The sequence below is a fragment of the Parabacteroides sp. Y3-G-102 genome, from assembly GCF_023656845.1.
Taxonomy (GTDB): Bacteria; Bacteroidota; Bacteroidia; order Bacteroidales; family Tannerellaceae; genus Parabacteroides; species Parabacteroides distasonis.
Window position 1 is genome coordinate 1 of record NZ_JAMOKU010000039.1, and the last position, 16,602, is coordinate 16,602.

9 protein-coding genes, 1 pseudogene and 2 riboswitches are annotated in these 16,602 nt (G+C 43.6%); of the genes and pseudogenes, 9 read left to right on the forward strand and 1 reads right to left on the reverse strand.

Translation table 11 applies throughout. The annotated features are described in order from the left end of the window. The 5 genes and pseudogenes from NBH16_RS17355 to NBH16_RS17375 all read left to right on the forward strand — a co-directional run. Positions 1-189: pseudogene (locus NBH16_RS17355) on the forward strand (hypothetical protein); the annotation flags it as partial. A gap of 17 nt (positions 190-206) precedes the next feature. Beyond that, complete coding sequence (locus NBH16_RS17360; RefSeq protein ID WP_083434092.1) at positions 207-2,588, forward strand: TonB-dependent receptor; 2,382 nt, start codon at positions 207-209, stop codon at positions 2,586-2,588. 63 nt (positions 2,589-2,651) lie between these two features. Next, the gene (locus NBH16_RS17365) at positions 2,652-4,067 is read left to right on the forward strand and encodes a DUF4374 domain-containing protein (protein WP_044545610.1); all 1,416 of its coding nucleotides are present in this window, start codon (positions 2,652-2,654) and stop codon (positions 4,065-4,067) included. A gap of 9 nt (positions 4,068-4,076) precedes the next feature. After that, entirely contained in the window at positions 4,077-4,907 is an 831-nt protein-coding gene (locus NBH16_RS17370; RefSeq protein WP_122145070.1) for an alpha/beta hydrolase, read from the forward strand. After that, positions 4,904-6,007, forward strand: coding sequence for a PepSY-associated TM helix domain-containing protein (locus NBH16_RS17375; protein ID WP_250788909.1), 1,104 nt, complete (start codon positions 4,904-4,906; stop codon positions 6,005-6,007). The genes NBH16_RS17370 and NBH16_RS17375 overlap by 4 nt, the downstream gene beginning before the upstream one ends. Before the next feature lie 114 nt (positions 6,008-6,121). Here the strand turns inward: NBH16_RS17375 and fldA are convergent, their stop codons facing one another. After that, positions 6,122-6,631, reverse strand: coding sequence for a flavodoxin FldA (gene fldA / locus NBH16_RS17380; RefSeq protein ID WP_005859688.1), 510 nt, complete (start codon positions 6,629-6,631; stop codon positions 6,122-6,124). 171 nt (positions 6,632-6,802) lie between these two features. Further along, positions 6,803-7,005, forward strand: a riboswitch (cobalamin riboswitch). 207 nt (positions 7,006-7,212) lie between these two features. Between fldA and NBH16_RS17385 the strand changes: the two genes are divergently transcribed. The 4 genes from NBH16_RS17385 (at position 7,213) to NBH16_RS17400 (ending at position 16,588) form a co-directional block, all read left to right on the forward strand. After that, entirely contained in the window at positions 7,213-8,880 is a 1,668-nt protein-coding gene (locus tag NBH16_RS17385) for an Ig-like domain-containing protein (RefSeq protein WP_229040457.1), read from the forward strand. 17 nt (positions 8,881-8,897) lie between these two features. Continuing rightward, the gene (locus tag NBH16_RS17390; RefSeq protein ID WP_250788910.1) at positions 8,898-12,986 is read left to right on the forward strand and encodes a DUF5074 domain-containing protein; all 4,089 of its coding nucleotides are present in this window, start codon (positions 8,898-8,900) and stop codon (positions 12,984-12,986) included. A gap of 148 nt (positions 12,987-13,134) precedes the next feature. After that, on the forward strand, positions 13,135-14,178 hold the full coding sequence (locus NBH16_RS17395) for a PHP domain-containing protein (RefSeq protein WP_009016831.1): 1,044 nt from the start codon (positions 13,135-13,137) through the stop codon (positions 14,176-14,178). A gap of 338 nt (positions 14,179-14,516) precedes the next feature. After that, a riboswitch (cobalamin riboswitch) is annotated at positions 14,517-14,720 on the forward strand. Between the two features lie 200 nt (positions 14,721-14,920). Then, positions 14,921-16,588, forward strand: coding sequence for an Ig-like domain-containing protein (locus NBH16_RS17400; RefSeq protein ID WP_009016832.1), 1,668 nt, complete (start codon positions 14,921-14,923; stop codon positions 16,586-16,588). Positions 16,589-16,602: the final 14 nt, after the last annotated feature.

The window sequence follows — 16,602 nt, forward strand, 5'->3', positions numbered from 1 at the left end:
GTGGGGCAAGGGGATATTGTGGGCAGAAGTGGGTATTTCAGCCTCAATTTATCTGCTAATTCAGTGATGAGAGGACGTTTAGACGCAAGAAGGACGCTGAAGAGCTTAGTTGCGGATTTGAGGGTGATTTTACCCATTCTTAGGTATTGTGGGGCGGTAGTCTCTGATCGTAACTTTGCAACGTTTTAAATAACATAATTGATTAAATGATGATGAAGAAAATCAGAGGGCTTTTCCTCTCCTTTTTACTGTTGCTTATTTCCATCTCGGCTTTTTCTCAACATAAAACAATGATATCGGGTAAAGTCCTGTCCACGGAAAAAACAACCGTGGATTTCGCTACCGTTTATCTAAAAGGTACGAATTACGGCGGGACTACGAATGAGGAAGGTATCTATCATCTTCAAGCTCCCGCGGGAGAATATACATTAGTAGTATCGGCTATCGGATATAAGACGGTAGAGAAACCCGTGAAACTGATGCGTGGGGAACGGACGAAGATGAATGTGGTAATCAGCCCTCAAGCTACGGAGTTGGATGAGGTGGTTGTCGTTTCTAATGGCGTGACCCGGCTCAAGCGTTCTGCGTTCAATGCCGTGGCCCTCGATACGAAAGCCTTGCAAAATTCAACCCAGAACTTGAGTGAAGCCTTGGCTCAAGCGCCCGGAATGAAGATCCGGGAGTCCGGCGGTGTCGGCTCGGATATGCAACTGATGATGGATGGATTTACCGGCAAGCATATCAAGATCTTTATCGATGGGGTTCCGCAAGAAGGTGTCGGCAGTTCTTTCGGACTGAATAACATTCCGGTGAATTATGCCGAGCGTATAGAGGTCTATAAGGGTGTGGTACCGGTGGGTTTCGGAACAGACGCTATCGGAGGTGTTATCAATATCATCACCAAGAAGAACCGGAACAAATGGTTCTTGGATGCTTCTTATTCATACGGGTCTTTCAATACGCATAAATCTTATGTGAACTTCGGACAGACTTTCCGGAGCGGACTCACGTATGAGATCAACGTTTTCCAGAATTATTCGGATAATAATTACTATGTGGATACTCCGGTGAAGGACTTTACGACCGGAGCGATCAATAAGAAAAAGATCGAGCATGTGAAGCGTTTTCATGATACGTATCATAACGAGGCCGTTATCGGGAAAATCGGTTTCGTGGATAAGAAATGGGCGGATCGTTTGATGTTCGGGTTTACCTATTCACATATGTATAAAGATATACAGACGGGCGTACGCCAAGAAGTGGTGTTTGGCGGCAAATATCGGAAGGGATACTCGATCATGCCGTCGTTGGACTATCGCAAGCGTGATTTCTTCGTTAGGGGCTTGGATGTGGTATTGACGGCGAATTATAATAAGAACATGACGAACAATGTAGATACCTCTTCCTATGAATATAATTGGCGTGGCGAGATGCGTCCGCTCCGGATGCCCGGTGAGCAATCTTATCAGAACACCCGGTCGGATAATAATAACTGGAACGGAACCTTAACGGCTAACTACCGTATCGGTAAGGCGCATACGTTCACGTTCAATCACGTGATCAACGCGTTCCGGCGTTCGAATCAGTCTCTTTTGAACGAGGACTCGGAAGCGAACGCTATCCCGAAGGAAACCCGTAAAAATATCAGCGGTCTTTCGTATCGCTTGATGCCGACGGAACATTGGAACTTGTCTGTGTTCGGTAAATATTACAACCAGTTTATCGCGGGGCCTGTCGCTACTTCCTCGGCTCAAGATGACTATATACGTACGACCAATTCGGTAAGCGCGATGGGATATGGGGCTGCGGGAACTTACTTTATCTTGAAAAGCTTGCAAGCGAAATTATCCTATGAGAAAGCCTATCGCCTGCCGACCAATGAGGAGATGTTTGGCGATGAGGACCTTGAGACCGGCGATATTTCCTTGAAACCGGAGAACAGCGATAACGTGAATCTGAATTTAAGCTACAACGAGACATTCGGTAAGCATTCCGTATATGTGGAAGGCGGATTGATCTACCGAAATACGAAAGATTATATCCAACGGAATATATCGGATTTGAGCGGCGGTAAATATGGCGCTACCTATGTGAATCATGGTCGTGTAGAGACCAAGGGTTACAATATCTCGGTTCGCTACGGTTTCGCTAACTGGGTAAGCGTAGGAGGAAACTTTACGCAGATGAATGTGAGGGATAACGTGAAGACGGTTACCAGCGGGACGAACCAAGAGAGCTTGACATATGGCGCACGTATGCCGAATCTTCCTTATCAGTTTGCCAACTCGGATGTGACTTTCTATTGGCGTAATTTGTGGAAGAAAGGCAATACGCTAAGTGTCACTTACGATAATTTATATATGCATAGTTTCCCGCTGTATTCGGAGGCAGTAGGCAGTGAATCCGAATTTGTGGTACCAACTCAATTCTCGCATAACCTGACACTCTCTTATGGTATACAGAACGGGCGTTACAATATCTCTTTCGAGTGCAGGAATCTCACGAACGAGAAATTATACGATAACTTCAGCTTGCAGAAGGCTGGCAGGGCTTTCTATGGTAAGGTGAGGGTTTATTTCGGTAATTAATTTAAAGTGTGACTATCTTTTATTTATCAATAATTAATTCAAAACATAATAGATTAAAACAACATGAAGAAGAATTATTTAATGACAGGTCTTGCCGCCGCGTTATTGGTTGGGGGAGTATTTACTTCTTGTAGTGACGACGATCCTGTAAACCCGGATAACGGAGGCAACGGGAATGGAAATGGCGGAGGATCGACCTCGGAGGCGGTTTCGAGCTATGTAGTCGCCGCTTCTGTCGGTGACGCAAATTACTTGTTGACAGCCGATACGCTGGGTGATGGCTCTATCTCCGCTAAAAACAACGGACTCACTACGGAAAGCGGTACGCAATGGATCTTCTATAAGGATAAATATTTGTATCGTTTGGTTTACAACCAGGGAAATGCCGGTGTTACTTCTTCATACGTACTGAATGCGGAAGGTAAGATTAAAGAGCGTGATAATACTTACGAGATCAAGCGATTTACTTCTTATGGTATCTACGGCGACTATATCATTACATCTTCTACCGGTGATCTGGGTGAGGAATATGCGGACGAGAATGGTTATCTGCCTAAAGGCTTCTTGCTCTCTTATCTGGATGTGGCCAAAGAGACGTTTACGACAAACACGAATACGATCTTGTCGGAGAATTATTTGGGAAATGGCGAGTTCGTTACGTTAGCGGGTATTCTCCAAGCGAACGGCCGGATCTATTCCGCGGCTATCCCGATGGGATTGAGTAAGTACGGCGTGAAAGCGGAGGGAGGTAAATATGTTAAATACCCGGAGCTGGTAAAGACAGAATCCGGAGGAAGCGGTAGTGGCGCTTACGAAAAAGGGGAATTGCAATGGACGCAATATCCGAACGAGGCTTGGGTCGCTATTTATGCGAACGAGAAATTCGAGAACCCGAAACTGATAAAGACGGATAAGATCAGTTATGCTTGCGGACGTAACCGTTCTCAATACTACCAGACCATTTGGACGGCAGACAACGGCGATGTGTATGTGTTCTCGCCCAGCTATGCCAAGACGATGACCGCGGAGGTCCAGAAAACGACTTTGCCGGCCGGTGTAGTTCGTATTAAGGCTAACGCGGAGGAGTTTGATCCTGATTATTATTGTAATTTGGAGGCACAGACGGGTGGTAAGGCATTCTTGCGTTGTTGGCATATCACGGAAGATTATTTCTTGTTGTTGATGTATGATCGTCCGTTGACTGAATCCGGATTCGCCGCGAAAGAGTTGGCTATTTATAAAGGAGAGGATAAGAGTCTTACTTACGTGAAGGGGCTGCCTTCCACGGATGTTATTTCCGGATTTGGCAATACTCCGTTCTCGGAGGATGGTATCGCTTATATGGCGGTTACGACTACCGATGGAAGTCAACCTGCCGTGTATCGTATCGATCCGAAGACAGCTACCGCAACAAAAGGTCTTACCGTTGAGGCAGAGCAAATCAGTGGTGTGGGTAAATTGACTGCCGCTCAAGAGTAATAAGCAAGTATGAGTCGGACTCACATTCTTTTAATATTCCTCCTGCTCCCGCTAATCCTGCGGAGCCAGGAGGATATTTGTATAGGAAAGGAACTGGCTTTGTACTCTACCGTATTGCAAGAAGAACGGAGTTATTGGATACACCTGCCGGAGCATTATAATATGGATACGAAACAACGCTATCCGGTTGTTTACCTGCTAGATGGAGATTCTTTCTTTCATTCGCTGGTAGGCATAAGGAAAACGTTGGCATCCGGTAGAGGTAAATATCTACCTCCCTGTATTATTGTCGGGGTATTAAATACGGATCGGACACGTGATTTTACGCCTACCGCTTCAGCCGCCGGACGGGATGGTAAAATCTCCATAGATGCGATTCCGCAAGGAGGGGGAAGTGAGGCTTTCAGTAAGTTTCTTACGGAAGAACTTCGCCCTGCTATCGATAGTGCCTATCGCACGAACGGCTGGAATATGCTTATCGGTCATTCGTATGCGGGGCTTTTCACCTTGAATACGTTTCTTCGTCATACGGAATTATTTGATACCTATCTAGCGGTCGACCCTAGTTTGTGGTGGGATCAGGGGCGGTTGGTCCGGGAGGCGGAGGCTTTGGTTGCAGGCCGGAATTTTAAAGGGAAAAGCCTGTATATCGGTGTCGCGTCTAAAAAAAGGACGGACCGGGTGGACATTCATCTTGACAAAGTGAGTTATCTTCTTTCGGAGGTTTTGCCACAAGCGGAGAACCTGCGTTTCTTTAGTAAATCATTTCCCGACGAGAACCATGGAACGGTAGCGGTTCCGGGTATATATGACGGGATTAAACAATTATTCGGAAAATGAGAAAATTCTTTGCGAAAGTACATTTATGGCTATCGATACCTTTTGGCATTATTATTGCGATTGTCTGCCTGACCGGGGCGATTCTCGTCTTTGAGACAGAGATATTAGAATTAGGCTACCCTTCCCGTTATTTTGTAAAGGAAGTAAAAGGGGAACCTCTCTCGCCTGCCGCCTTGATAGAATCGGCGCGCCAACAATTACCCGATTCGGTTCGAATAAACGGTATTCGGGTATCGTCTGACCCGAGACGAACTTATCAACTGGTATTACCGGGGAAAAAGGCTGCGGGTTTTATTGATCCCTACACCGGGGAGGTGACCGGGATGGATGACGGACAAGGTTTTTTCCTGAAAATGATGCATCTTCATCGTTGGTTACTTGATGAGTATAAACGGGATGGAAGTTTTTCTTGGGGAAAATCAATAGTTGGCTATGCGACTTTGGTCTTGGCGATTATTATTATAAGTGGAATCGTAATTTGGTATCCCCGTAATAAAAAAGTATTGAGAAACCGGTTGAAAGTAAAGACCAAGGCTGGTTGGTTCCGTTTCTTCTATGATTTACATGTCTCCGGGGGATTCTATGCGGCATTGCTCCTGCTTATCTTAGCGTTGACCGGATTAACATGGTCGTTTGGTTGGTATCGAAATGCCTTTTATAGTGTCTTCGGTATTAGTGCAAACCCGCCTCAAGCGCATCATGCTCCAGCTTCTTCCGGCGCGAAGAAACCCGCGAAGAAAAAGACGGATTACACACAATGGGCTGAGGTGTTATCGGCATTGAAAAGCCATTATCCGGACTTTAACTCAATCACGATCCAAGATGGCTCCGCTACGGTTTCTACGGCCCGTTATGGGAATACAAGAGGAAGCGACCGTTACTCCTTTGATCCTGCTACGGGTGAGATTACGGAAGTTCAATTATATAAAGATCTCCCAAAATCGGGGAAGATAAGAGGATGGATTTATTCCGTACACGTCGGCTCGTGGGGGGGAATGACTACCCGTATATTGACTTGCTTAGTTTCCTTGTTGGGGACGATCTTCGCGATAACCGGCTATTATTTTTGGATAAAGAAACAATTCAGGAAACTGAGATGAAAAGAAAGAGGTATGTTTGACCCACATACCTCTTCATAAATCTAAACCAATCAAGTTGAATACGCAAACGTTGTAATATTAAGGTTAAACAGTTATGTATGTAAAAGTGTGCGTCTATTCAATTCCTTCTTTCCTTATAGATGCCAACCACTGGTCGATCCGCCCTTCTGTTTGATCGTCTTCATTCATTTCATCCAGAGGAAGTCCGACGAACATACCGTTTATGCAGGCGGTGGAACTGTCAAATGAATATCCCGAGGCATCTACAGCGCCGATGAACTTGCAACCTGTATTTCGCAGGTCGGAATAGATCGTACCGATGGCGTCACAGAAAGTGTCGCTAAAAGAGGCTGAGTCTCCGCAACCGAATAATGCGACGGTTTTCTCACTTAAGTCCAGCTTTTTCAGCTTCCCTAGATAACTATCCCAATCATCTTGCAAATCTCCGGCGCCCCAAGTGGAACAGCCCAATAACAAGATTTCATAAGGCGCTACATCAGCGGGAGAAGCGTTAGATACGTCATGAATATCTTTGTCTTCCACACCCAGCTTCTCTGCGATACGTTTCGCGATCCCTTCCGTCGTTCCTGTAGACGAGCCGTAGAATATTCCTATAGTCTTCATTTCTATTTGTTTTTATAGTTTAATAACGAAGACAAATATCCGATATCTTATTAGTCTCGGCAATACCTACAAATATGTATTTTGAGGGTCGCGAATACCCACGAATGGCCAGCGATGGTTGAGGGAATAAAGGTTTTGATAAAATTGTGTATATTTTGAATTGTTTTTTTATAAATTTGCCATCGTATTGGTTCGCCTACCCTATTCAGGTACGGCGATTAAAAGGGAATCAGGTGAGAAACCTGGACAGTCCCGCTGCTGTAAGCTCCAAAAAAGCTTTAGACATCAACTCATTGCCACTGTTTCCGGAAGGAACGGGAAGGAAGTTCTAAAGTGGAGTAAGTCAGAAGACCTGCCAATGCCGGATAACCGCCGTGATTTTACGCTACCGGGGTTTAGCGTATGATTCAAATATGGAATACAGAGGACATTGCTCTAAAGAGGTAATTTTGATAGGGTAAGTTATGCCATAGTTCGTGGGGAACTATGGGTAATTTATTTTGTGTTAACCTGTTAAAGCCATGTCTTTTTATATCATTCAGTGTATTTGTTTTTTGGAGTTTTACATTAATATTATGCTTATGAGAAAGTTTTTATCTTTTTTCTTTGTAATGGCTTTTTACGTAGTTGGAGCCTATGCGCAAGTATTGGTCCAAGGTCAACCGCATCCTTCCGCAAGGAATATCTCAACAAAGCAGGAGTCTCAGTTAAGAGCTGATGCCAGTTTTACTTTCGATGACATCCAATATTGGGTTGGTAACGGTAGCAATAAAGCCGCTTTAGTGATTGAATGGCATGATGGGAATCGCCCGGATGCCATAGTTTGGGGATATCGCTGGGATGGCGAGGCAACCGGACATGATATGATCGTGGCGATTGCTCAAGCAGATCCTCGATTGGTATTGCTCACCCAATACACTGGCTGGATGGGATATACGATCGATGGAATCGGGTATGGTGAAAGTAGACTTAATATTTCTTATGATCTAGAGGGAGCGAAGTCTGAGCCTAAAAATGCGTTTAAATTTGAACCTCCTATCACAAATCCGCTGTTGGGGCAAACTTCTCATCCAGAGCATCCGGCAGAGGATGTTGCGGCCGCCATTCGGCAAGGGGTTCAAACAGGAGTTATTTATCACCCGATAAATGCGGAAAGATATGGATATCCATCTTATGACTATGACTATTGGAGTTGTAGCAATGGCATTCATTGGCAAGCCGGTTGGTATTATGGCTATTGGAGTTATTTTGTGAGAAGTAGCCAAACCTCTAATTTTAGCTATTCTGGTTTAGGTGCTACAAGCCGTGTATTGACGGATGGTTGTTGGGATGCGTGGAGCTGGAATGGAAATATGAATACATCAGAAGGAACTCAGCCCGGGGATGTCTTTGTCGCTGCGACAATACCCTCTGGAGGTGGAGGGGATGAACCCGAGATCCCAGTGATACACGTAACATCCATTTCTCTCAATAAGTCTTCTTTGCGTTTACAAGCAGGAGCAAACGCAACCCTTGTAGCTAGCATCTCTCCTGTAAACGCTGATAATAAGCAGGTTACTTGGAGTAGTTCCGATACAGGCATAGCAACGGTAGAAGATGGGGTCGTAACTGGTGCCAAGCCCGGTGTGGTGAAAATAACAGCCCAATCGGTAGATGGCGGATATACCGCTGTTTGCGAGGTAACGATAACGGAAGTTGTTATTCCGGAAATAGATTTCAATGGTCCTGATGCTGTTTTAACTTTCCCGAAAGTAGAGGAAGCCACCTCTTATGAAGTTCGTGTTTATAGAAATGAGGATAGTGGTCATAAAAGAATCGCTACTTATGTAATCGATGCCGAAGGTAATATAATCACAGAATTAAGAGCGGTGAGCTTACAAGGCTCTTCTGGGGAAATTTTGGTTCCATTGAAAAATTTAGACATAGACGGTGTTTATACGATAGAGATACAGGTGCTGAATGGATTGGATATAATAGATACCTATACAGTAGAAACAATATCGAATCCAGTAAGTAATGAATATTTATCCGTAAGTGGTAGTCGGGTAATTTATCAAAATGGGACATTGTCTTTGGAGCATTTGGATGGATATCATTTTTATTTAATGACAATGGAAGGAAAAATATTGAGAACCTTTATAGCTCGAGTTCCCCACGAACTTTATCCTATATCGCTTCCCTCCGGGAATTATCTGTTGACAGGAGAAAAGGATGGAGACCGAAAGGTCTTTAAATTCCGTATTAATTAATAATTAAATTCATTTGCATGAAAAGAACACTTTACTTAAGTATGGTTTGCTTACTATCGGCCTTTTCGGCTGTGGGGCAAATCGGTTTGCGGGGGCTGAATCCGATAGAGAAGCAGAAACTGCAATTGCCTGAACTTCCGGCTTCGCAAAGCCGAGTCACGCTACTACGTTCAAGTGAAAACGTAGATTATACACAGGGAGTTTTTATTTTGAACGAGGACTGGTTTGGTCATAACAACAGTACTATTAATTTTATGACTTCTTCTGGTGATTTTGCTTATAGGATTTTCCAGACAGCAAACCCTGGTAAAGAATTAGGTTGTACATCTCAGTTTGGTACTATTTTTGGAGATAATATGTTTATTACTTCTAAACAGCCAAAGGATGGTGGAGCCAGTATTGAAGGAGGTCGCCTGAATGTGGTGGATGCCAAGACAATGAAAGTGAAAGCTCAATTTACGGATATAGGCGGAGGCGATGGGCGTGCTTTTTTAGGCGTGAATGACTCTGTTGGCTATATTGGCGCTTCAAACGGTATTTTTTTGTTTGATATAAAGAACTTGACGGTTGGAGATCAATTGAAAGGTGCCTCAAATTCCGGGGGACTTTATAATGGTCAAGTAGGAATGATGGTCCGAACAAAAACATATGTGTTTGCAGTTCAGCAAAGCAAAGGCGTTTTAGTGATAGATCCTCTAAAACATGAGATTATCAAATTGATAGAAGGAAGTTTCAGCACTTTGACACAAAGTAAGGATGGCAGTGTTTGGGTAGGTGCTGGATCACGCCTGTTATGTATTGATCCGGAGACTTTGGAAGAAACTTATCTATCATTACCCGATGGCTTGACTATTCCGGATTCATGGTATGCTTGGACTGCGGGTGTTCTTTGTGCAAGTACGCAAGAAAATGCTATTTATTGGACAAAGGGAGGTGGTTTTAGCAGTGGTAATGAGATTTATCGTTATGAGATCGGTAATCCTTCTTCTATGGATAAACCATTTTATACCATTCCGGAGAAGGGACGCGTATTGTATGTGGGTGCCGGTTTACGTGTAAGTCCAGATGACAAATTGTATATTTCCGCTTTTGAGAATTTTGGCTCTATAAACTATTGGCAATATGTTGTAGATGCTAAAACTGGCCGTCAATTAGGGTGTTATCCGCTAGAACCCAGCTATTGGTTCCCTGCCATGCATATCTTCCCTGATAATGAGGCTCCGGTTGTTAAAGATTTTACTTCGATAGAGGCTGGTATTAATGATGCGCCTATAACTGTATCTTTAAAAGATATGGCTACGGATAAAGACAATATAGCTGAAGCTATCTATAAATCCGTTAAATCAGTATCGAATGAGAGTCTGTTATCTGCATCTATCTTAGGTGATAATCTGACTCTAACATTGAAGCCGGATCAAACAGGAGAAGCTACCGTCTCCGTTAATTTCGATTCGAATGGAAAAATTGTCACAAAGGATTTGAAAGTGACGGTGAAAGGAAAAGCAGTTTATTTAGATAAGCATGAGTTATCTCAGAATGTGGGTGAAAAATCCACATTAAAGGTGACTGTTCCCGAAGGTGTTTCTGCCGTATGGACTTCTTCGAACAGCAATGTGGCGAGTGTGGTAAATGGAGAAATAACCGCTGTTGCTCAAGGTTCTGCCAAAATTATCGTGTCAGCAGGTAATGAGAAGGACACTTGTCTTGTAAATGTTTCTCTTTCAGTCCAAAGTTTGACTTTAGATGTCGAGAGTGATACGACCCGTGTACAGCGTGATGGTACACTCCAGTTAAAAGTTAAATTACATCCTGAAGGAGCGGTTCTACCTGAATTGCTTTGGAACTCCTCGAACACAAAGGTCGCTCATGTGAATAATAAGGGATTGGTTACGGCTTTTGCGGATGGACTAGCTGTTATTAAGGTTATGAGTGCAGATTCATCCAAAATGGATAGCTGTGTTATCAAGGTTCTAGCCAATATTCAATCCGTGAGTTTACCGGAATCAATATCCCTAAATACGAATTCGAATGGAAAGCAACATACTTATACATTGAAACCTACGTTTATACCTGCTAAGCCTACAAATACGGTTGTTAGTTGGAAATCTTCGAATGAGGATATTGTCACGGTTTCAGAGAAAGGCTTAATTACGGCTATTAAAGCAGGTGAAGCTACCATTACGGTGACTACGGAGGATGGATCGAAAACTGCGGAATGTAAAGTGAATTGTGTACAATGGCCGGATGCGGTTAAATTGGATTTGACATTTGTTTCTATGAAACCGGGTAACACGCAGCAATTGACGATAACGACAACACCAGATTCGATAGGTGCCGTACCAATGAAGTATGTTTCTGATACGCCGGATGTTGTTACGGTTGATAAGAATGGTGTATTGACCGCAAAAAAATATGGTGAGGCAATCATTACGGTGTCTCCGTTAAGTGGTGCGGATGTAAAAGCGACTTGTAAAGTTGCGGTTGAGATTCCTGTAACGAGCATCCAATTGGATAAAGATACGATTTGCCAGAAACCGAACACTTTCGCTCAATTGACCGCAACTATTAATCCGGGGGATGCTACATTCCAAGAACTGACATGGAAGTCTACCAGTATGAGCCCCGTGCGCGTGTCTAGCGATGGCAAGGTTTCTTTCGTTCGTCCGGGTAAATCAAATGTCGTCGTTACTTCAAAATACGGAGGAATAACCGATACTTGCGTAATAATCGTTGATTCAATCCATGTGGAATCTTTTGAATTAAAACAGCATGAGATGACAATCGATATCTCGAAGTCTGGTCGCTTAGAATGGATTTATGCGCCTGATGACGCATCTCAGACAATGCCCGATATAACGGCCGCTGATGAAGATATATTATATATTTATTATGATGGACGTATTCGTGGAGAAAAGGCGGGCTCTACTTGGGTCTATGCGAATATGGAAAATGGCAAGTTTGTCGATTCTTGTTTAGTCCATGTCGTATGTGATATAGATACTGTAACGTTGAATAAGAATCAAGCTACGATAGAACTAGGTCGTACGATAACGTTAACTCCGACAGTTAAAGTAAAACCAACCGTAGAGAATCCGGAAGAAGTGGATCAAACAGTTTATTGGAAAAGTGATAATAAGGAGATCGCTACCGTTGTGGACGGTGTAGTGACCGCTATTTCAGGAGGTTCTACTCGCATTTGGGTATATACGAATTACGGAGATATTCCTGCCTATTGTGATGTCACGGTAGTTCCGGTTACGGAGGCTCCTTCCTCTTCAGTTACAGGGGTTTCTTTAAATGCTTCTTCTTTGTCTTTAGATAAGGGCGAGACGGCTGTTTTAGCTGCGATTGTCACTCCTTCAAATGCGGAAAATAAATCCGTGTCATGGAGTAGCTCGGATATTACTGTTGCTTCTGTAGCCGACGATGGTACGGTTACCGCCGGAATTGCCGGTGTCGTTACGATAACCGTAACAACGGATGACGGTGGTTATACGGCCACTTGCGAGGTTACGGTAACCGACCCAGACTTGGATAAACCTGTGGTTGAGGCCGCTGATTCCACGGCTACGCTGACCTTCCCGAAAGTGCCAGAGGCTACCTTCTATGAGGTCTCCGTATACAAATATGTGAATGAGGTTCCCGTATTGTTTGGTGTTTACACGATGGATGCGGACGGGAATATCCTCACCAGCTTGCGAAGCGATCTGCGTTTAGGTACTCCGGATAAGATCGCTATATCCTTGCGGGATTTGGATGAAGATTCTGATTATATCGTGAAAATTACGGCTGTTAAAGAGAAAGACGGAAAGAAAGAGGTGGTAGGCACATTCTATAGTGAACCGTTCTCTACCTCTTCCGGGACGGTCAGCAATGAGACGATAGGTGCGGGTGAGGCCCGTATCTATTATTACGCCGGCTATCTGCATTTGAATAATCTGGAAGGCTATCGTTGCTATATCGTAGGATTCAACGGTACGGTATTGGATGCTTTTGAGGTGACCGATTTGAATGAGAGCCGTTTGATGAGTTTTTCCAAAGGATCTTATATCATCACTGCCATCAATGGCAATGATCGGATAACGAGGAAGTTCGTAATCAAGTAATATCGAAACAAGGTGAAGGAGAGTCAAAAGGCTCTCCTTCCTATCGTTATAACAATGTGATATGAATGACATTTTAAATTAATTAGCTTATGAGAAAATTTTGTTGTTTATTTCTATCTTAGTACCCCGTTATTGAGCAATTTTAAGCATGAAAAGATTCATAGTTCCCGCATTGCCGGACGAAACCTCTGAGGAAGAGGATGTTTACGAGCTAACGCATATCGATCACTTGTTTATAAGAGACCGGATCGAGATTCCGGGATTCAGTAATTACGAGACGTTAAAATGTGACTTTCATACCCATACGGTATTCTCCGACGGCTTGGTATGGCCCGATGCCCGGATATATGAGGCTTGGCAGGAGGGATTGGATGCGATAGCGATTACTGACCATATCGAGCACCGGATCAACAAGGTTATTTTGAAAGGAGATTTAAACGAATCTTACAAAATCGCTAAAAAAGCTGCTGACGACATGGACTTTATCGTGATTCCCGGAGCGGAAATAACACGTTCCAAGCCCTTGGGACACCTAAACGCCTTGTTTGTACAAGATGTCAATCTTATGGAGAAAGAAAATCCTGTGGAATCTATTGCCGAGGCAAAAAGGCAAGGGGCATTTATTGTGTGGAATCATCCCGGCTGGCCGAATCATAAGGCCACTTTATATCCCATACATGAAAAACTGATTCAAGAGAACATGATCGATGGTATAGAAGTCATGTCTTACAAGGACTTTTACCCGATTGCATTAGAATGGTGTTCCGGTTTTAAGAAAGCGTTTATGGCAAGTAGCGACGCTCATTGTGTTCTTTCCGGGATATACAGGAAAGGACTACGTCCCCTGACGCTGGTATTCTCGGAAGAAAGAAGTGAGAAAAGGATACGGGAGGCATTGTTCGCCGGTCGTACGGCCGCGTTATTCGATGGGAAAATCGCGGGAGAAGAAAAATACTTGGCCCCATTGGTCAAGGCCTGTATCCGGGTTAAGCGAATGAGGAATACGTGTTTGGAGGTAACCAATATATCTGATATTCCTTTCATTATATATTGCGAAAACAATTTATACCTGCTCCCGGAAAGAAAAACGATTATAATGATGAATCCTAAGGAAAATAGTTGGATAATGAAAAACTGTTTTATCGGCAGGAATAAGAACCTATCGATTTATTTCGATGATTTTTCGGTATGAGTCAATTTTCATCCAGCTCAGAGACCGGGCCCTAATGCGGCATATTACGTCTCTACAACTAGATATAAATTTCTCGGAAGGGCTAAACTTTTCGATCCGTAATTTCTCTAGTGCTTCCGACAATCCTCTGGCGGTAGCACGCTCATCGATCTCCCCTGTTTTCATCCGAACTGATCATGTGGGTATCTATATTAAATCGGATTACTATTGATAGTAACCGCATTTTTTATGGATAGTAGTCGGTATTTCCCTCGTCCTTATTTTTTAATTTATACAATATGCAGTATAGTCAAAAAAAAGCATTTAATAATATTGTGTATATTTTGAATTGTTTTTTATAAATTTGCTGCCGTATTGGTTCGCCTACTTTATTCAGGGTACGGCGATTAAAAGGGAATCAGGTGAGAAACCTGGACAGTCCCGCTGCTGTAAGCTCCAAAAAAGCTTTAGACATCAACTCATTGCCACTGTTTCCGGAAGGAACGGGAAGGAAGTTCTAAAGTGGAGTAAGTCAGAAGACCTGCCAATGCCGGATAACCGCCGCGATTTTACGCTACCGGGGTTTAGCGTAGGATTCAAAAAGGGGAAATATACGAAGTGAATATTGCTTTACATGAAGGATTGATCGGGTGAATCGTGACTTAGTACCTCCCGGACTATGGAAATATTCATGATTATTTGATCTTTCTTTTATATTCCCTCTTGATCGTTTTTTGGAGTTTTACATTTAATATAAAAGCTTATGAGAAAAATTCTATCTCTTTTCTTTGTAATGGCTTTGTGTGTAGTAGGTCTTTCGGCGCAAGGATTGGTTCAAGGGCAACCACATCCCTCGGCTCCGAATGTGCTGGCGAAAACAAAGTCCCAGTTAAGGGCTGACGCCAGCTTTTCTTTTGACGACATCCAGTTTTGGGTAGGAAGCGGCAGCAAGAGAGCCGCTTTAGTGATCGAATGGCATGATGGGAATCGACCGGATGCTATGGTTTGGGGATATCGCTGGGATGGCGAGGCTACCGGACACGATATGATCGTGGCGATAGCGAAGGCCGATCAGAAACTTCTTTTATTAACCCAATATACGGGTTGGATGGGTTATACGATCGATGGTATTGGATATGGGGATAATCTGGACGTCCGATATGATTTGGATGTGGCCAAGAATGAACCGAATAATGCTTTCAAATTTGAACCTCCCATTACGAATCCTTTGTTGGGGCAGACTGGTTTTCCTGAAAATCCGGCGGGGGACGTAGCGGCGGCTATTCGACAAGGCGTACAAACCGGGGTTATCTATCACCCGATAAATGCGGAAAGATATGGATATCCATCTTATGACTATGACCATTGGAGTTGTAGCAATGGCATTCATTGGCAAGCCGGTTGGTATTATGGTTATTGGAGTTATTTTGTGAGAAGTAGTCAAACCTCGAATTTTAGTTATTCAGGTTTAGGTGCTACAAGCCGTGTATTGACGGATGGTTGTTGGGATGCGTGGAGTTGGAATGGAAATATGAATACATCAGAAGGAACTCAGCCCGGAGATGTCTTTGTCGCAGCGACAATACCCTCTGGAGGTGGAGGGGATGAACCCGAGATCCCGGTGATACACGTAACATCCATTTCTCTCAATAAGTCTTCTTTGCGTTTACAAGCAGGAGCAAATGCAATCCTTGCAGCTAGTATCTCTCCTGTAAACGCTGATAATAAGCAGGTTACTTGGAGTAGTTCCGATACAGGTATAGCAACGGTAGAAGATGGGGTCGTAACAGGTGCCAAGCCCGGTGTGGTGAAAATAACAGCCCGATCGGTAGATGGCGGATATACCGCTGTTTGCGAGGTGACGGTAACGGAGACGGTTACTCCTGAGATCGATTTTGAAGGGACCGGGGCGGTTATCTCATTCCCTAAAGTGGAGGAAGCCACCTCCTATGAGGTTCGTGTCTACAGATATGAGAATGGAAGTTATAAAAAGATAGGCACTTACGTAGCGGATGCGGAAGGCAATATCATTACTGAACTACTGACGAAAGGCTTACGGGCTACTTCCGGCACTATATCCGTCCCACTGAAGAACCTAGGGAGGGATGACGCTTATCGGATAGAGATCCAAGTCATGAATGGCTTGGACGTGATCGATACCTATATGGTAGAAAAATCTTCTGATCCGGTGAGCAATGAGACTATGGCTCCCGTTATCCCAAAGGTTTCCTATCAGAATGGAGCGTTGCGCTTTGAGCATTTAGCCGGATATCAAATCTATTTAATGCAGATAAACGGGAAAATGTTGGAACGTTTTGTGATTCAAGTTCGGGAGGAACTTCATCCAATATCTCTTCCATCCGGGAATTATCTACTGATAGGCGAAAAGGATGGCGATAAAAAGACATTTAAAATTCATATTACTCAATAATTAAATTTATTAAC